This is a genomic window from Huijunlia imazamoxiresistens (assembly GCF_037132455.1).
Classification (GTDB): Bacteria; Bacteroidota; Bacteroidia; order Chitinophagales; family Chitinophagaceae; genus Flavisolibacter; species Flavisolibacter imazamoxiresistens.
Genome location: NZ_JBBBEI010000001.1, coordinates 168,231 through 194,310, shown reverse-complemented (window position 1 = coordinate 194,310; position 26,080 = coordinate 168,231). Strand labels below are relative to the sequence as shown.

Genomic DNA, 26,080 nt, shown 5'->3' with positions numbered 1-26,080 from the left:
CTGTTGATTCTTTTAACGGTCATTGCCGGGAGCGGCTGCCACAGGATAATGCGAAAAGGCAGCGGTATCTACCGGTTTAAAAAGCAGTTGGGAAAACATATACAAACCATTTTTCCAGACTTTAAAATCATGTACGCCCGGTTCGATGTAATAAATGTGGGGCACCCTGTTTTCCGACAGGTAATCATGGGTTCTTTTGCTGATCCGCAACAGGCCGTCGCTGGCACCGCAGGAGATCCACAGCAGCTTCAGTTGCTTCCGGGCCTCCTCCGGCCGGGGCACCAGCAGCTCCGGGTTTTTGGTATTGGGAGCGGAAGAAAAACCGCCCACCCAGGCAAAGCGGTCCAGGTTGCCCAGGCCGAAATTGAGCGACTGCCCGCCCCCCATCGATAAACCGGCTATGGCGCGGTGTTCCCGGTCGGCCAGAACGGGGTAGGCTTTTTCAATAAAGGGAACCAGGTCCTGGAGCAGGTCCTGTTCAAAGGTGGCAAATGCCCGCACCTTGACGCTGTCGAAGATATTGCCGGTGGGCCGGTCATCCTTCATGGCCCTGCCGTTGGGCATGACCACGATCATGGGCCGCAGCTTTCCTTCGGCATACAGGTTATCGAGGATCACCTGCGGTTTGCCGCCGCTCAGCCACTCCTTTTCATCCCCGCCAATGCCATGCAACAGGTATAATACCGGGTACTTTTTTGTCCTGGCAAAACCCGGGGGTGTATACACAACTGCTTTTCGGTCTCCTCCCACCGTTGCGGAGGAGTAGGTAATAGTATCCACCCGGCCGTGCGAAATGCCGGACCGCTCCAGGTCGAATCCCTGCCGGGCCGGTGGAATAATGTCCTGTGAAAAACTCTGATGGCCCAACAGTACCAGGGCGGTGAGGATGCATGCGAATGGTTTCATATTGTTTTTATTGTGTTCCTTTTTTTCTTTTTAGAAAACTCCTGTTGCCCACCGGCTAGCCGGCGACCAGGGTATATAATTTTCCCTTTTCCAGGGGCAGATCGTACAGCAGGGTGGCGTTGAGTGCCGGGGGCGCCACCGTTGCCCGGGGCGAAACCAGGGGCGCCGGCGTTTCGTCCACTTCGAAAAACGGGTTGGTGTTTTTGCCGGCGGCCCGTTTCAATGCGCGGCCGTTGCGCTCCTTCAGCGCATGGGGCACCCGCAGGCGCAGGTTGCCGCCCAGGGTGGAGCGGAGCTGTACCTGCACCAGCTTTCCCTCCTTCCATTCCATGTTGACCACCTCGACGCCCCCGCGTGCCCGAAGTCCGCCCACGCTTCCGTGCTCTTTCCATACATCGGGCAGGGCGGGCAGCAGGTGCAGGGCACCGTCGGCGCTTTGCAGCAGCATTTCGGTGATGCCCGAGGTGCAGCCGAAATTACCGTCGATCTGGAAGGGCGGGTGCGCATCGAACAGGTTGTTGTAGGTGCCTCCGCCTCCTTCGTTGGTGCCCACCGGGGTCAGTTGCGCCTGGATGAGCCGGTAGGCATGGTTGCCGTCCAGCATCCGGGCCCACCAGTTGACCTTCCAGCCCATGCTCCAGCCGGTGGAGACGTCGCCCCGCTGCAGCAGGGTGGCTTTCGCCGCACTGTACAATTGGGGCGTCCGGTAGGGCGAGATCTGGCTGGCAGGGAACAAGCCATACAAATGCGATATATGGCGGTGGTTGTCGGTGGGGTTGTCCAGGTCTTCCAGCCACTCCTGCAGCTGGCCGTGCTGCCCGACCTGAAGGGGCGCCAGGCGGCTGCGCAGCCGCTGCAGCGTGTCCACGAAGGCGGCATCCTTTTTCAGCGTCCGGGCGGCCCGCATGGTGGTACTGAACAGGTCGAAAACGATCTGGTTGGTCATGGTAGTGCCCGCATCCATGGAGGCGCCGGCATGGCCTTTCGGCGCATTTTCCGGCGACAGGTCGGGGCTGACCACCAGCCAGTGCTTTTGCGGATGCTCCACCAGGTAGTCGACATAAAAAGTGGCGGCACCTTTCAATACGGGATAGACGGAGGCGAGGTAGGCCTTGTCGCCACTGTACAGGTAGTGTTCCCACAGGTGCTGGCAGCTCCAGGCGCCGCCGCCGCTCCAGCTGCCCCAGAAGGCGCCGTCCACCGCGCCGGTGGCCCGCCAGATATCGGTATTGTGGTGGGCCACCCATCCCCGGGCCCCGTACATGTCCCGGGCGGTTTGCTGCCCGGTGACCGACATTTCTTTGACCATTTGCAGGAACGGCTCGTGCAGCTCCGGCAGGGCCGTCTTTTCCGCGGGCCAGTAATTCATCTGGGCGTTGATGTTGATGGTATACTTGCTGTCCCAGGGCGCCCGCATTTTATCGTTCCAGATGCCCTGCAGGTTGGCCGGCTGGCCGCCGGGCTGGGAAGCGGAGATCAGCAAATAGCGGCCGAACTGGTAGTACAGCGTCACCAGCTGCGGGTCCGTGGTCGACCGGAAGGCCTTCAGCCGTTCGTCGGTGGGCAGGCGGGCGGCGTCCGTGGTCCCCAGGTCCAGCCGTACCCGGTTGAAATAGTTTTGGTAGGCCGCCACGTGGGCCTGCAGCAGGGCGGCATAGGGCTTTGCATAGGCTTTATCCAGGTAGTCCGAAGCCCTTTTGGCGGCATCGCCCCCCAGGTCGTTGTAATTCTTGAAATTGGTAGCGATGGAAATATAGATCGTGGCCGCGTCGGCCCCCTTTACCGCAAGGGCGGTGTCAGTGGAAGAAAGTCCGCCGCCCTCCAGTTTCACCCGGGCAATGCCTTTGAATTGCACCCGGCCCTTCACCCCTTCGTGGTCGTTGGTGGTGCCAGTTACCGTTAGTTCGCCGGTCCCGGCGGTTTTGCGGACCGCCTTTCGCTGCGGGGAGGCGAAGAAGCCCCGGAACGAAAGGCTCCCGGGCTTGCTGGCCGTCAGCCGCAACACGATCACCCGGTCGGGGAAAGAGGCCCAGGCCTCCCGGGTATAGGTCACCCCGCCCACGGTATAAGAGGTGGTGGCCACGGCCCGTTCGATGTCCAGCTCGCGGCGGTAATCGCTAAACCCTTCCTGCCCGTCGAAAACGAGGTTCAGGTTGTCGACCGGTTCAAAGATCTGCCCGTGCGACTGTTTGCTGATGATGGCTTTATTGGCCAGCCCCTCCGCTTCCTTATGCTTTCCTTCCCATACCAGCTGCCGGATCTGGGGCAGGGCCGCCAAAGCGGCGGGATTGTCGTTGCGGTTCGGTCCGCCCGACCAGACGGTATGCTCGTTCAACTGGAGGACTTCGGTGGCCACGTTTCCGTACACCATAGCGCCCAGCCGGCCATTGCCGATGGGCAGGGCATCCTCCCATGTTTTCCCGGCGGGCCGGTTGTACCAGAGTTTCAGGTCCGTGGCCTTTTGCGAAAAGCCCGTGGTCGCTGCCAGCAGCGAAAAGATCAAAAAGAATTGCTTCATGCCGTGATTTCAAAACGATTTAAAAGAGGAAGGAGCCGGATGGTGGCACCTGCCGAAAAGCATAGTTCAGGGAGTCACCGAGGGCCCGGTGTAGGTTGGCTGCAGCCCTCCCCAGTCGATCACGATCCGCTGGATCATGACACCCGGGTCGCCGCAGGTTAACGCAAGCATATGCTTTTGAGCAGCCTTGTTCACCGGGAACCGGGCCTGGGCGACGGCGCCATTCTGGAGCACCTGGTCTTTCCAGGGTTTGGTAAACTCCTTGGGGTCATTTTTCGCCACGAAGGCCGGCTGGCCGTCCACCGAAATCCCGAACCGGGTGCTCCGGCCTTCATAGAGGGGGAAGAAAGGCACCGTATACACCTGCACGGTGACCGAATCGGCGGTGACGCCCGAAAATTCGTATTCATACCGGGAACCCCGGAGATCGCCGGGATCCGCGGTGGCTTCCGTAGCCTCGCCCAGCTGGAGGACGTTGCCGTCGTAGCCGATGCCCTCCACCAGGCGCAGCGTATGGCCCTGCGCCGCCACTTTGTTTTTGAAGTGCCGCAGGTTCAGCACGGTGCATCCCTCCAGCCGGCGCTTTTCCCTTTCGGGGGCCAGGTCCGCCGGCTTTTCGCCGGCCCCTTCGGTATAAACGACCGCGGGCATATGCTGGTATTTGGCCACCCAGCCCGGCGCCAGCTTCATCATGCCCTTCCATTTGCCCCCGAGCAACGCGTTGTACACCTGGGTGAGGCTGTCGATGCGCTCGTAGGCGGCTTTTGCCTGGCCGGCGGCCCAGTTGGCGACGGCAAGATTGCCGTCGCGCACCTGCTCGCCGTTGAGCTGGGCCATGAGAAACTTCCGGTTCATCTCGAAGGAGCCGATGACCGGGTAGCCCAGCAGCTCGAAAAATGCCGGCCGCTGCTGTTCGGGCAGTTTTTTGAAAATCCCTTCCGCCAGGAGGGCAATGCGCCGGTAGTCGGCCAGCCGCTGCTGGGCGTCATTGTAGTGCCGGAAGGAAAACCGGGTCGGTGCCAGTTCCCTGAATTCCGGGGCATCCCATTCGCGCTCCCAGCCCATGAATTCGGGCTTGCGGCTCCAGGCCAGGCGGTAGTAGGTATCCAAAATATCCTGGAATGTCTGTTCATAGCTCCTTCCGAAGATGCTCCCCAGGAACCGGCCTTGGTGCCGGTTGATCTTTTGGAAGTCGAAGCCCTCCACGTTCCAGGCCAGATCAAAAAAGGTCTGGATGCCCATTTCCGCCGGCTTGATGTCGCCCACATTCAGCAGCCAGTAGCGGTTCGCCCCGGTGTTATAAGCTTTTTTCAGCTCCTCGTACATCAATACCGGGGGCGTCGTGCACAGCCACAAATAATCATGCGGGGCGCCCAGGTAGGAAGTATGGTAATAAACCCCCGAACCGCCGCTACGCTTTTGTTCCTGCGGGTTGCTCAGGCGCTTGATGTAGCCGTAGTTGTCGTCGGGCCACACCAGGGTCACGTCGTCCGGAACCTGCAGCCCGCGCTCGTACAGGTCCAGCGTCTCCTTGTACGGAACGAAGACCTGGGCGATGTCGGTGGGGGGCTTTTGCAGGTATTTTTGAAGAATGTCCCGCTGGTCGGAGATCACCCGGGCTAAAATTTGCACCTGTTCCGATTTGGACAGGTTTCCCCGCATGCCTTCGTCGTGCAGGCCGCGCATGCCCACGGTATACAGGTTTTCGTAGGGCGCAGCTTCGCGTACCCGGTCGTCCAGCTTTTTCAGGATCACCTCCTTGTTGGTGGCATAGTTCCATTCGCCGTCGCGTTGGTTATCCCATTCCGATTTCGCGGCATTATTGAACAACAGCGGCTCGCAGTGGGAGGTGGTGATCATAATGCCGTACGCGTCGGCCACGGCCTTGCTGTGGGGGTGGGAATAAAAGGCGCCCGTGGCGCTGTGCATGGCCGGCGCCAGCATGTTCCCTTTGAGCCGGAGCAACAGCTCGCAGATCCGCTCATAGGTTCCGGGGCCGATATCGCCGAGGGTTTGCTCGTAATTCTTTGCCGCCCAGGGCAGCAGGCCCCAGTCTTCATCGTTGAGAAAGATGCCGCGGTATTTTACGTCCGGGGGCCGGGAAAGCCAGGCCACCGGCGGCAGAAACAGCGTAGCGCTTTTTTTCACCGGCACATCGGCCCACCAGTACCAGGGCGAAACGCCGATGGCTTCGGAAAGGGAGAACACCCCATAGGCCGTTCCCCTCCGGTCGCTGCCGGCGATTACCAATGCCTTGTCGATATGCGGGAAGGGCTTGTCGATCGTTTGAACCAGGTACCGCTCCCATTGACCCTTTAGGGAGTCGGCCGTCAGCTTTTTTGCCGCCACCAGCTGGTCAATCAAATGGCTTTCGCCCAGGGTGCCGATGATGACGACATTCCGGCCCGGCGCGGTGGTCGAAGCAACAACTTCTGGCAACCGCCCGGTGACCCGCTCCATATCGGCGGCGAAAAGTGCGGCCGATTTTTTCACCGCTTCAAAATCATCCGGATCTACGCAGATTTGGGCGAGGCTGCTTTTCGTTGCCAGCGGGAAGCCCCCCTTTACGGCGGTGGGTTGTTTGACGACGGTAACCTGGGCCCACAGCAGCTGTGGCAGAAAAAAAAGTAACAGGATTGTTTTTTTCATATGGCGTATAATGATCTATGGCCGCTTATTCCAGGGTAAAAGTATCGTGTGCGGCCGAGGGTGAAGGGGTCATTTGTACAAACCTAGGAGACATTTGTAATGTTCCCCTGCCTGCCGGCCCCGGAGACGCGTTTGGGTAAAAAAGAAAGGAAGGGGCAGCAACCCCTTCCTTTCTTGTTCAGTGAGCACCCCGGGCAAACTATTGCTTCACGATGCTTGCCGTGGTGACCTCCAGGCCGTTACGCACCACTACGTGGTACAGTCCCGGCGCCAGTTGGCGAACCGGCAGGGTTTGCAGGGCAGTGGTCAACCGGGCAGCAACAACCGTCGCGCCCCTGGCATCGATCACCTGAACCGTCGCTCCCGCCAGCAAGCTTCCGCTGCGGATCACCAGGTGGTCGCTTACCGGGTTGGGATATACCGAAACGCCGCTTGCCTGCGCTTGTTCTTCCCCGGGGGCGCTCTTCACCACGGAGGCGCCGCCCACATCAGCGGGTTCCACGCCCCAGATCAGCTGGCCGTTGCGGTACAGGGTCACCTTCGGATGGACCGTGAAGGTGCTGTGGGCGGCATAGGAATAGTCATTGAGCTCGTTGAGGGCCTTCCAGTTGCTGTGGTACACTTTCGAAAAGATCTCACCGGAGTTGGCGCCTGCCTTCAGCAGGCCGGCGGCCGTATCGAAGCTGTATTCCACGTAGCCGGTAGCGCCCTGCAGGGGTGCCGCCAGGCCTACATAGCGGGCCTTCACCTTGGCAGCACCCATCTTCGCCCAGTCGATGTTGGCAATAATCGAAGAGGCGTTTTCGGTAGTCATCCAGTAGCGGGCGGTAAGCTCACCCAGGAGTACCGGGACGCTGTCCTGGCTGACCACCTTCAGGTAGGGACGCAGGTTGTTGTTGGCCGTTTGGCCGCCATCACCGTCCAGGTGCTGCACCAGCAGCTTCCAGGGCAGCACGGCCAGGGTTTGCGTGGCCTGTGCGGGGGCATAATCCTCGTTCCCGCTTTGTAGGGCGGTGATGGTGGCGGTGCCCTGTCCCACGAGGTGAAGGGTACCATCCACCACGGTGGCCACTCCCGTATCGGAAGAACTATAGCGGACGGGCAGGCCGGAGGAAGCCGTAGCCTCCAGGGTTATGGCAGCATCCCCTACCCTTTTGGGCGCCAGGACCTTAAAGGTGACCGCCTGGGCCTTCGGCACTTTTTTGTATGTAATGTCATCCATATAGAAATTATAGCCCGGAGAACCCAGGCCCCATACCAGCTGGGTGGCCCCGGTGGTGAAGGGGTCTGCGGAGGCATCCGTGGCTACGGCGCCATTGTTCCAGGTAATGCTGTCGACAGAGTATTCCAGCTTCAGGCTTACCGGCGACGCACCTGTAGCGGAAGCCCGGTACCATACGGACTGGCCTACGGCCGGCACATAGCCGGCGACGGTGGTATTCACCAGCGTGTTGAGCGAAGTGGCCGCGGTAGATCGGTAGATGCGGAACTCGGTGCGGGCAGCACCGGCATTGTACACGATGAACACATAGCCGTTCAGCATCCCCTGCACGTAACCCGTGGTGGCCGTGCCTGCAGGGCCGCCGCCTCTTAATAAGCAGCCCACTTTATAGTCCGTAACGGACCCGATGCTTTGCTTCCAGGTCACGGAATAATCCGCGGCATCGGAGGGGAACAGGTTCAGGTCGACAATGCCCGTTGCGTTGCGGTTGCCTCCGCTATAGGCCCGGAAGCGGTTGCCGGTGTTCCCGGCAGCGTCGGTATAACTTATGACGCCGGCAGTGGCATTATTGCCCGAAGCCACCGTAATGTCCGTGGCAGGGGGCGTTGTGGCGGCGGTGGCCGCAGCATCCTGGGTAAAATCATAGGCCCTGCGGGCTATGACCGCACCGTTCAAGGCCACCAGTTTGTCGGCAGCGGTGGCGGAGGTTACCACGATATTCCCGCTATAGGTGTTTGCTGCCAGCCCCCCTTTCAGGCGTACATAGAGGGTGGTGGCTGCCACCGTTCCATTGGCCATGCCCAGGGTAAGTGAAGGGACGTAGCCGCTATTCGCGGTACGGGAAACCTCGAAATGGGCCGGCGCCGTAATGGTAACGTCTCCTGCCAGCGGGCTGCCCCCTGCCTGGAAGGATTTTACCGGTGCCATTGCCGTGGAGAAGGTATTGTAGCCCAACCCGGTTATCGTTGTTTCCGAAGCCGTTACCACCGCTTGTGCATAAACGGTTCCGCTGAGCGCCACGCTCCTGCTTTCGGCGCCGGCAGAAGTAATGGCAATGGCTCCCGTGTAGGTAGCGACCGCCTGGCCGGAAACCAACCGTGCATAAATGGTGGTGGACGCCAGCGTTCCGCCCGACGGTACCAGGGAAAGCGAAGCGGCATAGCCGGAATCGGCCCTCAGGGAGATCTCGAAAGGGGCGGGCGCCGCCAGCGCTACATTTTGCGGCAGATCGCTACCGGATAAGGTAAACGAACCCACCGTAGCGTACCCGGTCCCGGAAACAGCAGCCAGGTTGGCCGGCGAAGCGGCAGATACGGTGAGCATGGGCGGGGCCGCCGTAGACGTATCGTTCAATACTACCTTCAAAGAGGAAGCCGTGGCGGCCGGGGAAAGGTAAGCGTCGAACGAATAGACCGAAGGCTGAACCGCGGCGGTTGCCCGGGTAAACGACGGAACGCCGTTGGTGAGGGTCAGCGCATAGCTGTTTACCGGAACCTTTACACGGATATAAACGCCGGTGGCGATATCTGTCCGGGGGTTGAGCTGGGGCACGATATTCCCCGCTCCGCTAAAGGAAAAGGAGCCGGACCCGTATACCAGGACCGGCATATGGGCGGGCAAAGTATCACCGGTGATGCGGGTGCCTTTTACCTGGCCCTCGGCGAAAACCAGGGTATACGCCTTTACACCGGCAGGGATGCGGGCCGCAAAGGGCAGGGTGAGCATTTTATAGCCATTTAAAGTGCCCTGGTAACGGGCATCAATAGCCGTAAAACCTGCCGGAGGATAAAAGTCGCCCCCCTGGTCATTAAGCTGCAGCTGAGTGCTGGCAGTGCCGGAAACGACATTGATGCCATTACTCAAGGTTCCGGCAGCCGTGTAGAAAACGGCATTCTTGTTGACGGCCGCACCATACCAGTTTGTCGCCGCAGGAATGCCGGTTACACCGGTAAAGTTATAGGAAGTGTAGGCCGTATCCGCAAAGCCGTCCAGCAGGTTGCCGTCATACGGGCTGTAAGGACCGGAAAGGTTCAGTTCCTTTTCCGTGCCCAGGGCTAAAAATACGTTTTTCAGTTTGAAGGTGAGGATCGAAACCGCATTCGTGGTGGTCAGGCTGATAATTCCTTTACAGGTATCCGTCAGCACGTTGGGCGAAATATCGAGCACCCAGTTGAAATTGGTCCGCTGGTTGAAGGCGATGGAGCCGTAGTTGTACGATTTAACGGCGCCGGCGGCGTTGATGTAATTGAGCGTTGTAACGGAGGAGGTATAGCTGCCGGCAGAAGTCAAGGTATCCACGCTGAACACCAGCCGGTTGTAAACGCCATCGAGGGCCAGGTAGCCATTGGCGGCGGTGGTATTGGTACTGATCAGCCGGGAGTTCGCGCTGAAAACAGCCGTTTTACCGCTTAACTGGTAAGCGGTGCCGAAAGCCGCGCTGGTGGGCGCCTGGGTTTCTATCTTTTTGAAATTCACCACCTGGCTTACCATCTGCGAGGGCGTGAAATCACCGCTCTTTTTGAATACCAGCGTCGTAACGCTGGAGGGGCTGAGGACTACTGCCGGCCGGGTGGTTTCCGCAAACGTAAGATCCGTGGCCGTCAGGTCTTCGGTGGCCGTGGTCCGGACCGTTTTTCCCGAAACAGAAAGGAAGGGCAGGTCCACCGACAGGCTGTACGTGCTGGCCGAAGGGTTCAGCACCACCACGTATACACTGTCGCCTGTGGCCGACAGGTAGGCCGAGCCGTTCAGTACACCGCTATTGTCATTAAAAGTGTGCTGTACCCGCGTGGAGCCGGTAAGGTACTTGGCAAACTGCGAAAAAATCCGCCCCCGCTTGGTAAGGACGCCGGTGGTGGTTCCAAACTGGCCGTCGCCCATAAGGCCGTAGAAGCGTTTGGCGGCATAATGGATCCAGGCGTTCACGTTGGCCAGGAGGGCTTCATTCACCTTGCCGGCAAAGGAGAACGCATCCTTCGTCCAGTCGAAATTCCGGGAGGTATTTTCATCGGAATTCCAGTTCACCAAAAATTCGGTCATCCACAGTTCCTTGCCTTTGGCCTGCAGGTTTTTTATAGCCGTGCCGATGCCACCGTACTGGTGGCCGCCGAATATTTTGAATTTCGGAAGCACATCCGAAGCCCCAAGGGCATTGGCATAGTTGTCCGGCATGCCCACGGTTTCCGGCGCCAGCACCGGGCAGGTGATCGAATCGGAGAACTCTCTTAAAAACTTCGTCATCTGGGACGTGGTCCAGACGCACCCGGCATAATCCACCTTGTAATCGGGTTCGTTTTGCAGGGAAATGGCATCCAGTTCCACCCCGTTGGCGCGGAGCAGCAGCACAAAGTTATTGAGGTACCGGGCATAATCGCCGTAGTGTTCGGGTTTTAGATAAACCTCTTTCTTGATCCCCGAACTATCGTACTGGGAGCCGATGATATTCACCGTTTTCCACTCGGTGGGCATCGACCAGGGCGAGGCGAAGATTTTCAACCCCAGGCTTTTTGCCTGTTGTGCCGTAGGGATGGTTTGGGCCCAGTTGGACTCCCCGGTAGGAATAAAGATCCGCATGATGTTGCAGCCGGCTTGACTGCCGGCGCCCCACACCTGCTGTATTTCGGCAGGGGTCATGTGGTTATAGCCAAACTGGGGACTGTTGACAAAAGCGCCGAAACCCGTAATCTTTTGAAAGGCGACACTTTTATTAATTTTTACAGAGGCCACCCTTGCTTGTCCGAAAACCGTACACTGAATGCCGGCTATAAGGAGCAAAAGCAGGGCTTTAAGCACGTGGGGCGTGCATAAAATTCTTTTCATAATGGAGCAATTGTTCGTTAAAAAATAAGCGGGGAAAACACCCCCGGGTTCCTCCGGGGGCGGATAAAAGTAGAGCGGCGTTTTCAGCAGGGATGGCACATTCAGGTAAAAGAAGGGAAGAATTGTACCGATGCTTCAGCTGTACTATCCGGGCATCCTCCTGTACGTAAAGAAGTCTATATCCACATAGCCTCCGGGTGCTTTGGTGGCATAGTTGAACAGGGCAAACTTGGTACCCATGAAGAGCCGGGTATAGTCGAACCGCATTTTGAACTGGGGTCCCATAGGGATCCAGCTTTTGTTGTCCGCACTGTAATAAAAGTCGGCGAAGTCCTTGCCGAGGCGAAAATCACCATCGATGCGCAGGTAAATGCGGTCGCCGGTGATTTCGATGCGGGCTTTCTCCTCCGCTTCCACGCCCCGGATGGCTTTACTGGCGTTGTCGAGGTTCACGACATGGGTGGACATCGTCAGGTATTTTTTAGAACCTTCTTTACGGACGGACAAAAGGGCGGAATGCCCGTTAAAGGCACTGAAACCGGCCACATCGCCGTCTTTCATTTTCGATACCTCCATCGCCACCACCCCGCTGCACCCGGGCCCTTCCATACGCTGGGTAAGGGTATTGGGCGCCGCGTACAGGTTGTCCACCACGCGGCTGGTCTTCAGCCGCAAAAAGCCCCGGCGCTCCGTCAGCGACCAGGCCGCAGGCACCGGGTTGTGGTTCCACTGCCAGGTGGTCTTCAGGTGCTTGCCGGCAAAGTCATCGCTGTCCACGATGCGGCGTCCCGCCTCGACGGTCTTTAACGGCACCTGCCCGGTCAGCGGCACACGGCCGTTTTCATCGCCCAGCATCGGCCAGCCGTCCACCCAGCGCACGGGCATCAACAGGGGTACCCGGCCTACGCCTCCCCGGTCCTGGAACACCAGGCCGTACCAGTTTCCCTGTTCATCATCCATGATACAGCCTTGTCCCGCATAGGGGAAACCCCCAAAGTTGTCTTCCAGGATCACTTTCTTTTCATACGGACCCGTGATCTTGTCGGCCCGGTAACACACCTGCCGGCGCTTCCCGTTGCGGGGCCAGGAGATCATCAGCAGGTAGTACTTGCCGTTATGTTTCACCACCTGGCTGCCTTCGAGCAGGCCCGTTTCTTCGGGATCCCGCTCGAAAATCTTTTGATCGACACCGCCGGGCTTGACGCCGGACAGGTCCTGGTTCAGCTCTTTGAGCGAACCGGTCCCGGAAAATACATACACCCTTTCGTCCTCGTCGAAGAAAAGGGAGGCGTCATGAAAATGCTGCATCCGGGAAAGGAGGTCCCACTTGCCCGAGGGGTCCGTAGCCGTATAGATATAGGACCGGAAGGGCTGGTCGTTCGGGGAAAACAGTACGTAAAACCTGCCTTTATGGTACCGGATGGACGACGCCCACTGGCCCCGTCCGTATACCGTTCCGCCCGTTAAATTATACTTGGAATGATCCGTGAGGCTGTCGAACACATAGCGGGTCATGTCCCAGTGCACCAGGTCCCGCGATTTCATAATGGGAGCGCCGGGCATGAGGTGCATGGTGGTGCTGATCAAATAAAAATCGCTGCCGGCCCTGGTGACCGACAAATCCGGCACATCCGCCCAGATGACCGGGTTGGTATACTGAGTGCTGAAGGAACCGGCGTTTTTAGGGTTGCTGCCGGCGGCTTCCGCAGTGCCTCCGTCGGAGGCTGTTTTATGCGCCGTGCCGCAGCCCATAAACAAGGGAAGGGTCCATAATAAGGTAAGGAGCTTTTTCATCTGGAGGTAAAAGTAGCGGAAGCGCCATCGGGGAAAGGGCACGTTTGGCGAAAAGAAAAGCACAATTGTCCCGTCGCCCTCCAACCGGCCGTCACCGGCTCGACCGGGAAGTAAAAGGGGGAACATCGAGGGAGGGCAAATTTACATTTGTTCCCTTTTTTGGACCCTTCTGTACCTCTGTGACGGGAGGCAATGCGGTTATCTTTGCAGGACATCTTCCGAAGGAGGGCGCCGTCACCAGGAACCCGGCCCCTGTTCGCATCCTTTTTAAACGATTCTTGCGGAGCCATATGACATTGAATAAGTTTCTTTCCTGCTGCTTTTGCGTATTTTACCTGTTGCCCCCGGCCCGGGCGCAAAATGGGGACATCAAGTTTACCTCCCTGCGTCCTAAACAGGGGCTTTCCTCCAATACCATAAACGCGATTGTAAAAGACCGTTACGGGCTGCTATGGTTCGCCACCGAAGACGGCCTGAACAAGTTTGACGGCACCAATGTGACCGTATACCGGCATAAGCCCAACGACACGACCAGTATCCAGATCAATGAAATCCTTGCGCTCCATGAAGACCGGTGGGGCAACCTGTGGGTCGGCGGCGTCGCAGGATCGGTCAGTCTTTATGACCGCAAAAAGGACCGGTTCCGGCATTTCCCCCGCAACCCGACCACCTCCCCCCACAACAGTAATTTAACCCGGAGTGCCTGCAGCGACTACCAGGGAAAAATATGGACCTCTTATTACGGGGGCCTGCAGGTGCTCGACCCCAAAACCAATGGGGTTTCCAGCTTTCCCATTGATCCCCGCCGCCCCGGGGGCATCCCCACCGACCGGATCATCTGCCTTTTTGAAGACCGCCAACACCGGATGTGGGTCGGCACCAACCAGGGCTTATTCCGGTACAACCGGGCGACGGCTTCCTTTACCCGGTACCAGCATGCGGATGGAGATCCTTCCAGTTTGAGCCATAATATCGTAAAGGCCATAGCGGAAGACAAACAGGGCACCCTGTGGGTCGGCACCGCCGATGGCCTGAACCGGTTAAAGCCGGACGGCACCGGCTTTATTTCGTACCGGCACAGCAACAGCGACCCCAACACCTTAAGCCATAACTTTATCTTTTCCGTGGCGGCGGATGCCGCCAACCAATTATGGGTGGGTACGGAAGCAGGCGTCAATATCCTGGACCCCCAAACCGGTGCGGTGGCCCGCTACCGGCCGGATAACCGCACCAGCTACAGCCTGACCAATAAGTCGGTCCGCTGTATTTCCATTGATGACCAGGAAGGCATCTACTGGCTGGGCACCTACCGCGGCGGCGTCAATAAGTACGATAAGAACCTGAACCTGTTCAATTTCAAGCAGCTCAACACGATGGATGAGAACGGCCTCAATGTTTCGGTGGTCACCTCCTTTGCCGAGGATAAGGCCGGGAACATTTTTGTCGGCACCGATGGCGGAGGACTGAGCCTGTTCCACCGGAAGTCCGGCAACCTGCGCCACCTGCCGGTAACCGCCGAAGGGAAAAGCCCCACGGACGGTCTTTCCATCCTGGCCCTGGAAATGACCCGGAAGGGCCGCCTGTATATGGGCACCTTTTCCGACGGGCTTTTTGTGCTGGAGGGGGGCAGCGGAAGCTACCGCCAAATGAAGGCGGGCGCCGGTCCCGGCACGATCAACTCCAACGATATTTTCTGCGTGCGGGAGGACAGCAAGGGAAACGTCTGGCTGGGCACCAATGGCGGGGGCGTCAACGTATTGAACCCCGAAAACAAGGTTTTTTTAAAATACCTGCCCCAACCGGTGGCTGCCGACGAGCGGGCCCTGCCCGTCAATGAATATATCCGGGATATCGAAGAGGACCGCAAGGGACAGATCTGGATCGCCTCCTATGGATCGGGCATCGCCCGGCTGAACCCATCCACCGGCCAGTTCAGGGTCTATAATAATGCCAACAGCCAACTCCCCAGCAATGCCATTCATTGTATCCTGGAAGACAGCCGGGGGACCCTCTGGATCGGTACCTTCAACGGGGGCATCTGTTACCTGGACCCGAAAACAGACCGGTTTATTTCCTTTCCGGGGGAAGAAGAACTGCTGGGCACCAGCGTTTACGAGATTTTGGAAGATAAAACCGGCCGGATCTGGATCAGTACCAACCAGGGCATCAGCAGTTATGACGCCCGCACCCAAAAGTTCACCCGGCACACCTACCCCAATAGCATTCAGAACAACAACTTTGTCCGCGGGGCCGGCCTGAGGACCACGGACGGAGAGCTGTTTTTCGGCGGCCTGGAGGGCTTTAATTATTTCCACCCCGGGCAACTGAAACCGAACAAACAGGTTTCCTCCGTCCTGCTGACCGGCCTGCGGGTGGACAATAAGCCGGTGGCCCCCTCGGAAGAAGGTCCCCTGAAAGCGCATATTTCCGTAGCCCGGGAAATCCGCCTCGACTATGGCCAAAACTTCGCCCTGGGCTATGTCGCCCTGAATTATACCACGCCGGAGCAAAACCGGTATTCCTATAAGCTGGAAGGCTTTGATAAGGACTGGAACTACGTGGGCACTTCCAAAACCGCCGCCTATACCAACCTGGACCCCGGTGAATACGTGTTCCGGGTGCGGGCCAGCAATAGAAAAGGCATCTGGAATACAGCGGTCACTTCCGTGAAAATATATGTCCATCCCCCCTTCTGGCGCACGGCCTATGCCTACCTTTTCTATGTACTGGCCCTTGCCGGGCTGGTGCTGTACGGGCGGCACAAGGGCATCCAACGGCTCAAACAGGCCTTCGCCCGGGAACAGGAACGCAAAGAGGCCGAGCAGGCACGGGAACTGGACCGGCTCAAAATCAGGTTCTTAACCAACCTGAGCCATGAATTCCGCACCCCCATTTCCCTGATCATGGGGCCGGTGGACCAGTTGCTCTCCGGTGAAAAGGGGGAAAAGCTCCCCGGCCACCTGCGGATGATCCAACGCAACGCCAGGCGCCTGCTCAACCTGGTAAACCAGCTCCTGGATTTCCGCAAAATGGAAGAACACGAACTGAGGCTGCACCCCACGGAAGGCGAATTCGTGTCCTTTGTGAAAGAGGTGTCGGATTCCTTCCAGGACCTGTCGGAGCGCAAGAAGATCCGTTTTCTCCTAAACAGCCGGATCGACCGCCTGGATACGGTGTTTGATAAAGATAAGATCGAGCGGATCCTGTTCAACCTGCTGTCCAACGCCTTTAAGTTTACCCTGGAAGGCGGCACCATCCGCCTGGAACTGGACCAGGAGGAACATGCTGCCGACCCTGCCCGCACCTGGGTGTCCCTGAAGGTAAGCGACACCGGCATTGGTATGCCCGCCGATCAGAAAGAGCAGGTCTTTGAGCGTTTCTTTCAACACGAAACCCCAGCGGCCGTGCTCAACCAGGGAACCGGCATCGGCCTGTCCATTACCAAGGAATTTGTGCAGATGCAGGGCGGCACCATAGAGGTGGAAAGCGCGCCCGGGCAGGGAACGACCTTTACCCTCCACCTGCCCTTCACGCCCCTGGCCGTTGCGGAAAAGGGACCGGGAGCGCTCCTGCCCGAACCATTGCCGGAACCCATGGAGGTGCCCGAAGGGGAAGCATTGTCGGAAACGCCGGCAGCCAGCGCGGGAACAGGCACCCTGAAAGGGCAACTGGAGCCGCCCACCATCCTGCTGGTGGAAGACAATGAGGATTTTCGGTTGTACCTGAAGGACAACCTGCGGACGCAGTACAGGGTGGTGGAAGCGGCCAACGGAAAAGAAGGCTGGCAAAAGGCCCTGTCGCAACATCCCCAACTGATCGTCAGCGATGTGAGCATGCCCTATATGGACGGCATGGAGCTGTGTCGCAAGCTCAAAGAGGATAAACGGACGGGCCATATCCCGGTGATCCTGCTGACCGCTTTATCCGGAGAGCAGGATCAGCTGAAGGGGCTGGAAACCGGGGCCAACGACTACATCACCAAGCCCTTTAATTTTGAAGTACTGAACGCCAAGGTGAAAAACCTGCTGGTCTTGAACAGCAAGTTTAAGGATACGTATACCCAACAGGTCAAGGTGCTGACCCCCGAGGTGAAAATCGAATCGGAGGAAGCGAAATTCCTGGGCCGGGTGATGCTGTACCTGGAGGAAAACCTGACCAATCCCCAATTATCGGTGGAAGACCTGAGTAAGCATATGGGGATCAGCCGGAATTCTTTGTACAATAAGCTCTTTGCCGTTACGGGCCAGACTCCGGTGGAATACATCCGCTCCGTAAAGCTGGAGAAGGCAACCGTCTTACTGGAGAAAAGCGACATGAACATCGCCCAGATCGCTTATTCCGTCGGCTATTCCACCCCCAACTATTTTGCAAAATCCTTCAAAGCAAAATACAATATGCTGCCTTCCGAATACCTGGCCCAAATGAGAAAAGGAGAAAAACTGAAGGAAAATGACGGGCCCACTCCATAAACAGGACCCGCCTTCAGCAGGTGATTAAGAAAACCGGCGCACCCCGCTCATTAAGATCCAAAAATAAAGCCCTGCGGTTGTGCAGGGCTTTATCCATTTATTTTACTAAGTTTTTAAAAGCTGATCCAAAGATTAAATAACCCGTATTTCCGGCAATCGTGCCCTCGTTTTGTCCCCAGAAAAAGGGCCAGTCGTCGTAGTTTTCAAAGTGGTCTGGTTTCCTGAATAATAAGCCCGGAGCAAGATTGCCCGGGATAAAGGAGAAATCAGCCCGGTTATTCCCATAAAAGACGGCTTTGGGACGGGTAGCACCCACCGTTGCCACTAAGGAATAATTATGATACGGATGGCAGCCAAACAGGTAGTTGCTGGTCTTAAAAGCATGGCTGGCGTCGATAATGTCCGGGAAATGTTTGCTGCCAAAGCAAATCGTGGTACCAAAGTTCACGACGTCACCGCTACCGGCCCAGTTGCCCAGGCCGATGGGCACTCCGTAGGGATTATCTTTCTCCAGTTTTTGGATATACTCTTTGAACTTTACGACATACGGCCGGAGCTTTTCTTTATAGGAGGCATCCATATGCGGCAGGGCATCTAATGCCGTCAGCAGGACGGTATTGAGGTTACGGTCCAGCGCAGGCCATAAAAGTTGCTGGAATTTATCGAGGTATTGTTGCTCCCGGGTCGAGATGTACAATTGAAGATTGGTGGAAATATCCGAGCCGCGCCTCCTGCCCAGGCTGTCCTGCGGCCGGTTGGCCAGTAATTCCGTTGCCTCTTTCAGCAGTCTTTTCGACTGTTGCAACGCTCTTGCCGAAAGATCGTCGTTATACCCCTTCAATGCCCGGCTGGCTCCTGCCAGCATCGTTGCGGCACTGAGATCGAGGTCGGGATTACGGCTGGTAAATGCCCATAAATCATCCTTCACGCCGCTGGATCGGCCATCAGCGGCTATTTCATAAGGGCTAAGCTCCGGATTATAAGGGAGGCCGTCTGTTAAGGAGGCGGCGTCGCCCAGGTGATGGTAATTGTCCAAAACAGCATTCGAGAGCGTTTGGGTCATGTGGCCGACAATCTCTGCCTGCGCCACCAGGTTCAATGTGCCGTGCTCGATAAACTGCAATACGTCCGGCGTTCCGTCGGGCCGGTGCAGATCGACATAGCGTTGCTTCTGGTCCACAAAGGTCTGATCACGTAAGGGTTTAAAATAGTCCCAGGTCCGGACGAAGTTCTGCACCACGCTGATATTCGACCCGGTTTCGATATCAAAGTCCCCGGCGTCGAAAAAACCGCCTATGTTTAACCCGGGGATCCGTTCGAGTGGTTTATACCTGGTATCGGTGGTGGGTCCCTGGCCATGAAGATCGAAATGATCGGTGCCGGGGGGAGCCTGGCGATAGCCCTCCTTGAAAGGCTCGCCATGCCATACCCGGTACGCCTCATTTACGAACATATGATTCATGTGTATGGGAATCCATATATCGCTGGTGGCATCCGTGATCCTGGCGTAAACGTTCTCTTCTATTAAAAAGTTGTTGGTTTTAAAATTGCCATATTGGATATAGTATATGCCGGGGGTTTTGACGGAAGAAAAATCGAATTTTACATAGTGGTATTTAAAATAGTTGCCCCAGGGTACGACTTTGCCGCTGAACACTTCGGTGGCATTGCCGTCGGCGCCTATTTTATACAGCGATGCTTTTTCACGCGGTTTATCTTTCTTGTCGAGTTCAATTACCGAAACTTTTTGTTGGGAAGGGAGGTAGCCCACCTGGGAGAAACCGATATTCGGCTCCCGGATCCATCCATTGATCGCATTGGGTTCCACTTTCCAGGTCAGCACCTTGCCTGTTTTTCCGGCCGGAAGGGTGCTGCGCACTACAAACCAGCCGTTTTGGGCCAGCATGCGCCCATCGAAAAGCATAAGGTCGGCATCCTGAGAGGTGATTTTTACCAAACGCGAGGGCTCATCGGGAGCCAAAAGAAAGGTGCGCCCTTTTTCCAGCGGAAGCGGGTCGATGAATTTGCCGGTTCCCCTGTCGTCGTACGTTTTATACCCCTTGTACTGCTTTGGCTTTTCACTGTTCGGCCTCGTCATAGTGTTCCCCACCACGTAGCGGGGGAATCGATTATAACGCCCGTCCATCAAATAGGCTTTTCCCCAATATTGGGAGGGTAGAAACTCCAGGTTAAACCCGGCACTCCCTTCCAGCGCTTTGGGAACGGGCTTATCCAGGTAAACCGCTATTTCAACACCTTTACCCTCCGGCCGGACCACCACCCGCGATTCAAAATCGTAATCCTTATACCTTAAGGTCGTTTCAATGGTTTTCGACGCACGGTCTACTTTGCGGGAGGGTACGTCCGGTACCAGGTCCCACTGTTCCGGCGTATGGGAAAGCCGCACCGCCCCCCCCTGGGCGGTTCTGACGCCGTGGTGGATCAATTCGATCCCGGCATTCTTCTCGTCGTTAAAACCTCCGGTAAAAAGGTTATTATACACCAGGACATTGACCCCCTGCGTCTCGAAATACTCAAGATCATTTAATTTCAAAACCTGGCCCGAAGCAAAATTGAATGCGCCGAGCAGCAGCAGTACCACTGATAAAAATGCTTGTCTTTTCATGTCGCTCAAAAAAAGTTCTTTATTGACCCCGTTGCAAACGCTTAAAGGCCCTGTCATAGGTTACATTCACCGCTAAGGGCGGGGTATGCGTATCCGGCTAAAAGTAAAACCGGGTTCCGGGCGGGGAGGATACATTCCGTCAAATTTTGGGAACGATTGATAAAGTCCCCGCCCGTTTCCGTTTAATTCAAAACGAATCCGCCCCCGGGCTGCAGCTCCATTTTCAGCTCCCCGCTTTTGCCCACCTCCACTTCTTTGGCATAGGTTTCCCGGTTTTTGTCATCCTGGTACAGCCGCACTTTTTTTCCGGCAAGCATCGGCAGCTTGAGCTTCAGTTTCAACACTTCTTTTTCGGCATTGACCCCGGCCACATACCATTGGTCCTTGTGGCGCCGGGCAAGCACGCTGTACTTTCCCGGATAGCCCTCAATAAAAACCGTCTCCTCCCAGGTGGTCGGTACGTTCTTCAGGAAATCGAGCTCAAAAGCGGGAACATCGGTAAGGTTGTTGGGCGTAAGGCCGAACATCTGTACGGGGTTTTGGAACAGGACAGCCGTAGCCAGCTGGAAGGCATCGGTGGTCAATCGCTGGTTTCTTTCTTTATTGCTTTTGGTGAGGTACTTGTTTAACAACACGCCGCCAAACTCCATGCTGCCGACCGCATTGCGAATAAAGGGATGCAGGGAGGCATAAAAAGCTTCCGACTCCCGCACCTGCTGGGAGAAGACGAGCATTTCGGAGGCAATGACCGCTTCGCTGCCCACGTAGTTGGGGTACATCACCTCCCAGCCCCTGGGCAGGGTGGTGCCATGGAAAACGATCATCAGGCCGTGGTCATTGGCGTCGGACAGGATGTCCTCGTACAGGCGCATCGTTTCCTGCTTGTCGCCGCCGAAAAAGTCCACTTTCAATCCCTTGACACCGGCCTGCTGCAGCCACTTCATTTCCTTTTTGCGTTCCACGGAGGTGTTCATCCTGTTGCGGGGGCCCTGCGGCGCATCGTTGAACGGCCCGTTCGAATTGTACCACAGGAAGACACCCACTCCTTTGGAAGCGGCATAGGCCACCAGTTGCTTCATCCGGTCCCTGCCGATGCGGGTATCCCACCAGGCATCCACCAGGATGTACTCAAACCGAAGCGCCGCGGCCAGGTCTATGAATTTCACCTGGTCCTCGTAGTTCATGCTGTTGTCCTGCCACACGATCCAGCTCCAGGAGGAACGCCCGAACCTGTATTCCTGGGAGGGCTCGTACAGCGGGTCGACCACGTCAAAAGGAATGGTCGTTTCGACAATGGGTTTCAGGTCGTCGCCAACCGTTATGGTTCTCCAGGGGGTAATGCCCGGAAGCGATAGGGCCGCCCCGGTACTTCCGAAACCGTTGTTTTGCCTGGGATCAGGATACGCCACCGTATACAGCCCGTCCGCCGAAGCTTCGCCCAGGTGCGCGGCGCAGTACAGGCTGCTCACACCTGTTTCGGAGAGCAGCACCCAGCCGTCCTTGCCGATATGGAACAGGCCCGGGAACACATAGCCTTCTTTGCGGGAGGTTTGCTTTCCCAGCGGCGCATCGGGTGCGTAACCGCTTTCATAGCTGGCCGCTGTACGGGCGTAGCCGCCCATCGCCCCCATCATGGGCGATAAAAAGGTGGTGGTGGCCTGTGGAAACCGGTACCCCGTGGCTTCGCTTTCCACCACACAGCTCATCCGCTCGCCCCAGGCCGGCAGCTCGTAGCGGAAAGCGATATCGTTGTTGCTAACCTGGAACACCACCGCGATTTTCTTTTGCTGCGCATTTTCAAAGGTGCAGGTAAGCTTGTTGGCCGTATAGTGGACTTCCGATTTTTTGATCTTTTGCTGGGTGTACCTTTTCTCTACGGTGCTTTCTGACTTGCCGAGGAATTTCATGCCGGCGGAAAAATCGCCTTCGTTGGTCTTCAGTCCCAGTGGGGAAGTTTCCAGCATCGTTTTGCCTTTGTAGCTAACCGTGTACGCCGGCTTTCCTTCGGTGACCGAGAGGGAAACCTTCAGTTGTTGGTCCGGGCTGGACACGGTGGCGTCCTGTGCCTGGGAAAGAACGGGAAGCAGAAGGGCCAGCAGGCCCCGGAAGAGCGTTTTGTTCAGTTTCATAATTATAATTGGCGGCAATCTGTTTGTGGCGGAAGGACCGCAGTCGTTCCATGGCCCTGCCGGGAGCCCGTAAAGCTAGGGAAGGCACCCGCAAGGGATGGGTAAATTTGTTAAAAATTAGGGAACAAATGCCCATGGTCATTGCCCTGCCTGCCCCTTTTCAACAAGAGCAAAAAAAAGCCATAATCGAAACGATTATGGCTGAAAGAAGATAAGGGGCGGTTGCTTTATAAGGCAGGATACAGCGTCTGTACGGCCAGCAGGTCCCAGGAGGTGAAGTTGCTCCAGTTCAGTACGGTGGAATTCATCACCGAATACGAATCCGTGGTGGGCGTACCTTCGATGGCATAACCCCAGGTGCTGTTGGTGTGGCCGAAACCGATGGTATGTCCCAGTTCGTGGGTGATGGCAAAACGCTTCTTCGAGGCGGTCAGGCCGTTCTGGTAGGTATTGATGGTCATGCGGTTGCCGGGATTGCCGTAATAGTCGGGATAAGCGGCCGAGGCGATAGTGGAAGATGCAGCGTAGTTGGTGGTCACTTTGGTAGTGGCGCCGGTGGCGGTATTGATCCGTTCCATGTACACCTTGCTGCCGGTGCGGTTCCAGGAGGCGATGGCCGAATCCAGGGCGGTCAGCCAGGCTGCGGGAACGGTAGTATCAGCGTAAATTTTAATCGCATTGATCTTTGTGGGCTGGATCAGGTAGAAATGCTCGCGGTGCGTAACGGCACTGGCAACACCCTTGTTTCCAAAACGCAGTTGGGCGTCTTCCAGTGATACATAGCTGTCTTCTTCCACTACAAATTGCTTTAACGCTTTGTTGTAAACGACAGCTTCAGCGGGAGCACCCAGCGAGTTGGCTACGGATTGTTGCAGGGCTGCGATGTCATTACTTTCGGTTGCGGGCGTCACCTCCTGGACATCGGACTTCTTACAGGATTGGAACGTCGCGAAAAGGGCAAGGATAAGGGCTACCTTGGTAACCGACAGGTTAAACTTTGTCATAGGGTATAAATTTTTGACAAGACAAAATTACCCTCGGCTTTACCGCTTTCCCCTTTCCAATCGGCCGAAAAGGGTAAATGATCGTTGAAACTTACGCCGCTTTTATAGCGTATTTACTTTCCATTAGACGCCGTTTAAGAACGTTCCAAAAGAAAATAAGTAGAAACGTTTAACCACGACAGTTATTCCTTTTTCCCTGTCGCCGGCCATCGGCTGTTAAAGACTGTTGATATAGTTTTCCAGCATCGTATATCCGTCGGCGGCCACCTTATTCCTGTCGTCGGGATTTTTTGGATCCAGTCCCTTTTGGCGCTCCCATGCATCCGGCATGCCATCCCGGTCGGCGTCCGCAGGGGCAGGTGCTGCCTGTAGTTTCGGCCAGCCGCCGACGTCTTCCTGGCTTTTGATGATTTTCCCGCTGCGGTTCCGGACATCATTTACGATACGACGATCCACGGCATCCCGTTTTGGCAGGATAGCCCCTCCTGTTTGCAGCACCCGCCGGTACGCGGTGGGGGCGTCTTCCGTTTGCACCGGTCCCGTTTCAAAGGGCTTGCGCTGCTGATAAGCCTGGATTTGATCGGCCGTCCAGCTTTTTTGAAACAGCACCAGGCTCCAGGGATCCCCAGGCAGTTGGCCATTGTAATAATTTCCGGCAAAGTAGTCGCGGTTGTACGGCGAACCGGTAGCATAAGCAATCCCGGTAGCTTTGGAATCCGCCCCCGGGACCAGGTAATTGTTTACATAATTGAGCCGGGTAACGCTTTGTTTATCGGCATTATAGCCCGCATGCTCTCCGCCCCAGTTATAAATGACATTGTTCCTAAAGTCGAGCAGCAGTCCTTCCGGATCCTTGTCGTGCGGGTTGGAATCATAATTACCCGGCCGGGGATTCCTTCCCCGGTTATTAGCATACAGGTTATGCAGGTAACTGTACTTTGCACCGCCTGTTCCGCGAATGAGGGAACCAAAGCCATGGTTATCGGGATTCAGGCCTTCGGTGATAAAGCACCACTGCACGGTCACCCGGGTCAGGTCCGGGTTCCTGCTGGAAGTGGATAAGATCTCATCCAGGCTCCAGCTTCCCGAACAATGATCCACCATAATATCCTGGCCTTCGGATATACTGATGGCGTCCTTTCCCTGCAGGCTGCCCTGCCCGTGCAAGCCATCGCCCAGGCGCACGCGGAGGTGCCGGATGATGACGTCATGGGTTTTGATCTGCAGGGTCTCTCCCTTCAGGCAAATGCCGTCCCCGGGTGCGGTTTGCCCGGCTATGGTGAGGAACGGATTGCTGATGTTTAACCTGCTTTTCAGCTCAATGGTTCCCGATACCCCGAAGACGATCGTACGGGCCCCCTCCTGCTCCACGGCCCAGCGCAAACTGCCCCGCCCACTGTCCTCCAGGTTGGTGACATAAAGTACGGTCCCATTGCGGCCGCCTTTGGCATAGGCGCCAAAGCCTTCAGCGCCGGGAAAGGCCAATTGCTGGGAAGAACCGCTGTTTCCAAAAAGCGCCAGAAAGGCGAGGGAAAGGAATATCCGGATCACAAGATTTATTTTAGTTGGTTTCTTAAAAATTTATTTTGCAGCCCCTGCACCTAACCAGGCCCACCGCTTCGCCCAATCCTGCAGCACCTCGTTTCGCCATTTCTTTACCGTGATGCCGCCCTGGATCTTCCCGTCATACAACTTCGGGTCGCTGCGGTCGGTATACCAATGAGGTCCTAAGGGATAATCGGTTTCCCTCTTTTTCCCCGGCCACAGGTTATCCACCACCAGCTGGCCGGATTGTTTCCGGAAACCGGCAATGGGTGAAGTGACGGTATACGAAAGGGTTTCCGATTGCTTGGGTATATAGCGCACCACGTAATCCCCGTCGCCCCTGTAATAGCCGTCCCACTTCTGCTCGCCGATACCAGCCTTCACGCTTAAGGTAAAACAGGCGGAATCGGCAGGAATATTGATTTTGGGTCCCTGGAAATGAAACTCCAGTACCGAGCAGACCGTTACGGTATCGGCCAGCGTGGTGTTGCGGTGAAAAAGGATACGCGGGCTGTGATCGAACTTTTCGAAGCTGCCGCCCCAGCTTTCTTTCATGGGATTGTTGGGATCGCCGTCCATCATGTATAACAGGGAGGGCGTATCGCCTGCTTTTACATTGCCGCCGTAGTAGTTTTTAAAGGCCTTGCCCATGTGGCCGGCCCCCTGGATATGCCTGTCGTAATAATTGGTGGTTTTCACACTGTCGGGCATGCCGTTGTTGGAAAAAAAGCCATAATACGACGAATTGTCTTCAATGAACCAAAGATCCGGGAAGTGCTCCACGATATAGGCATAGCTGTTGGCGCTCCACTTCTTGTTCGGGCCGCCGATCCAATAAATTTTTATTTTGGTTTTAATTTCAGGGGCGTCATGTAAGGCCTGCGCCACGTCTTCCAGTCCGCCCCAGACCAGTACCCACAGCGGTTGGGAACTTTTCTTCCGGGCGCACTGGATGATCCAGTCCGATCCTTCCGTAGCGGTGGAAATACCTGAATAGGGAGCATGCCCCTGTTTGCCTTGTTTGGTGATCGAGCGTAAATACGCGGGAGTCGCCAAACCCTTTTGGCGCTTTTGCAGCCGGGGCAGGTCTTTTTCGTACAAATCAATCATGCGCAGGATCTCCTCCTTGCTTCCCGTGCCATATGAAGGCGAAGAAATGAGCCCTTCGGTATTGAACTTTTCACTGTACATCAGGAAATGGATCATGGATTGGTTATCATCGGGATCGGTTCCGCCAATATCCGTACTGATTAAAATGCGGGGTTTTACGGGAATGGGTTTCTGTGCGGATAACGAAAGGAAACCACATAAAAAGGCGGAAAGCAAAATAAGTTTATTCATGCTACTTTATAAATTTCAAACTAAAAATCGGTTGTCGCTGTAAACAAGGTCCCTCAAT

11 protein-coding genes are annotated in these 26,080 nt (G+C 56.4%); 1 reads left to right on the top strand and 10 read right to left on the bottom strand.

The features are described from left to right. Nucleotides 1-12: 12 nt before the first annotated feature. The 5 genes from V9K67_RS00495 to V9K67_RS00475 form a co-directional block, all read right to left on the bottom strand. Complete coding sequence (locus V9K67_RS00495; RefSeq protein WP_336719300.1) at nt 13-906, bottom strand: alpha/beta hydrolase; 894 nt, start codon at nt 904-906, stop codon at nt 13-15. Nucleotides 907-961: 55 nt separating this feature from the next. Then, the gene (locus V9K67_RS00490) at nt 962-3,424 is read right to left on the bottom strand and encodes a glycoside hydrolase family 95 protein (RefSeq protein ID WP_336719298.1); all 2,463 of its coding nucleotides are present in this window, start codon (nt 3,422-3,424) and stop codon (nt 962-964) included. 66 nt (nt 3,425-3,490) lie between these two features. Then, nucleotides 3,491-6,073, bottom strand: coding sequence for a glycosyl hydrolase 115 family protein (locus V9K67_RS00485; RefSeq protein ID WP_336719297.1), 2,583 nt, complete (start codon nt 6,071-6,073; stop codon nt 3,491-3,493). A gap of 199 nt (nt 6,074-6,272) precedes the next feature. After that, nucleotides 6,273-11,114: a cellulose binding domain-containing protein gene (locus V9K67_RS00480; protein ID WP_336719296.1), complete on the bottom strand. Its 4,842-nt coding sequence runs from the start codon at nt 11,112-11,114 to the stop codon at nt 6,273-6,275. 144 nt (nt 11,115-11,258) lie between these two features. Beyond that, entirely contained in the window at nt 11,259-12,908 is a 1,650-nt protein-coding gene (locus V9K67_RS00475; RefSeq protein ID WP_336719295.1) for a glycoside hydrolase family 43 protein, read from the bottom strand. Nucleotides 12,909-13,198: 290 nt separating this feature from the next. On the opposite strand from V9K67_RS00475, the gene V9K67_RS00470 reads away from it, so the two are divergent. Next, nucleotides 13,199-17,377: a hybrid sensor histidine kinase/response regulator transcription factor gene (locus tag V9K67_RS00470; protein ID WP_336719293.1), complete on the top strand. Its 4,179-nt coding sequence runs from the start codon at nt 13,199-13,201 to the stop codon at nt 17,375-17,377. A 97-nt stretch (nt 17,378-17,474) separates the two neighbouring features. On the opposite strand, the gene V9K67_RS00465 is transcribed toward V9K67_RS00470, so the two are convergent. From V9K67_RS00465 to V9K67_RS00445, 5 genes are all read right to left on the bottom strand, one after another. Then, nucleotides 17,475-20,003: a cellulase N-terminal Ig-like domain-containing protein gene (locus V9K67_RS00465; protein WP_336719694.1), complete on the bottom strand. Its 2,529-nt coding sequence runs from the start codon at nt 20,001-20,003 to the stop codon at nt 17,475-17,477. Between the two features lie 182 nt (nt 20,004-20,185). After that, a complete protein-coding gene (locus V9K67_RS00460) occupies nt 20,186-22,132 on the bottom strand; it encodes a glycoside hydrolase family 97 protein (RefSeq protein WP_336719292.1) in 1,947 nt (648 codons plus the stop codon). A 227-nt stretch (nt 22,133-22,359) separates the two neighbouring features. After that, nucleotides 22,360-23,136 (bottom strand): M57 family metalloprotease, encoded by a 777-nt coding sequence (locus tag V9K67_RS00455; RefSeq protein WP_336719291.1) that lies wholly within the window; start codon nt 23,134-23,136, stop codon nt 22,360-22,362. A 216-nt stretch (nt 23,137-23,352) separates the two neighbouring features. Next, nucleotides 23,353-24,687: a pectate lyase family protein gene (locus V9K67_RS00450; RefSeq protein ID WP_336719290.1), complete on the bottom strand. Its 1,335-nt coding sequence runs from the start codon at nt 24,685-24,687 to the stop codon at nt 23,353-23,355. Nucleotides 24,688-24,717: 30 nt separating this feature from the next. Further along, nucleotides 24,718-26,022 (bottom strand): nucleoside hydrolase-like domain-containing protein, encoded by a 1,305-nt coding sequence (locus V9K67_RS00445; RefSeq protein WP_336719288.1) that lies wholly within the window; start codon nt 26,020-26,022, stop codon nt 24,718-24,720. Between the last annotated feature and the right edge of the window lie 58 nt (nt 26,023-26,080).

What these genes read in the sequence shown, in the direction of transcription:
- V9K67_RS00495 (WP_336719300.1), bottom strand. Translation starts at nt 906, where the DNA reads ATGAAACCATTCGCATGCATCCTCACCGCCCTGGTACTGTTGGGCCAT.
- V9K67_RS00490 (WP_336719298.1), bottom strand. Translation starts at nt 3,424, where the DNA reads ATGAAGCAATTCTTTTTGATCTTTTCGCTGCTGGCAGCGACCACGGGC.
- V9K67_RS00485 (WP_336719297.1), bottom strand. Translation starts at nt 6,073, where the DNA reads ATGAAAAAAACAATCCTGTTACTTTTTTTTCTGCCACAGCTGCTGTGG.
- V9K67_RS00480 (WP_336719296.1), bottom strand. Translation starts at nt 11,114, where the DNA reads ATGAAAAGAATTTTATGCACGCCCCACGTGCTTAAAGCCCTGCTTTTG.
- V9K67_RS00475 (WP_336719295.1), bottom strand. Translation starts at nt 12,908, where the DNA reads ATGAAAAAGCTCCTTACCTTATTATGGACCCTTCCCTTGTTTATGGGC.
- V9K67_RS00470 (WP_336719293.1), top strand. Translation starts at nt 13,199, where the DNA reads ATGACATTGAATAAGTTTCTTTCCTGCTGCTTTTGCGTATTTTACCTG.
- V9K67_RS00465 (WP_336719694.1), bottom strand. Translation starts at nt 20,003, where the DNA reads ATGAAAAGACAAGCATTTTTATCAGTGGTACTGCTGCTGCTCGGCGCA.
- V9K67_RS00460 (WP_336719292.1), bottom strand. Translation starts at nt 22,132, where the DNA reads ATGAAACTGAACAAAACGCTCTTCCGGGGCCTGCTGGCCCTTCTGCTT.
- V9K67_RS00455 (WP_336719291.1), bottom strand. Translation starts at nt 23,136, where the DNA reads ATGACAAAGTTTAACCTGTCGGTTACCAAGGTAGCCCTTATCCTTGCC.
- V9K67_RS00445 (WP_336719288.1), bottom strand. Translation starts at nt 26,022, where the DNA reads ATGAATAAACTTATTTTGCTTTCCGCCTTTTTATGTGGTTTCCTTTCG.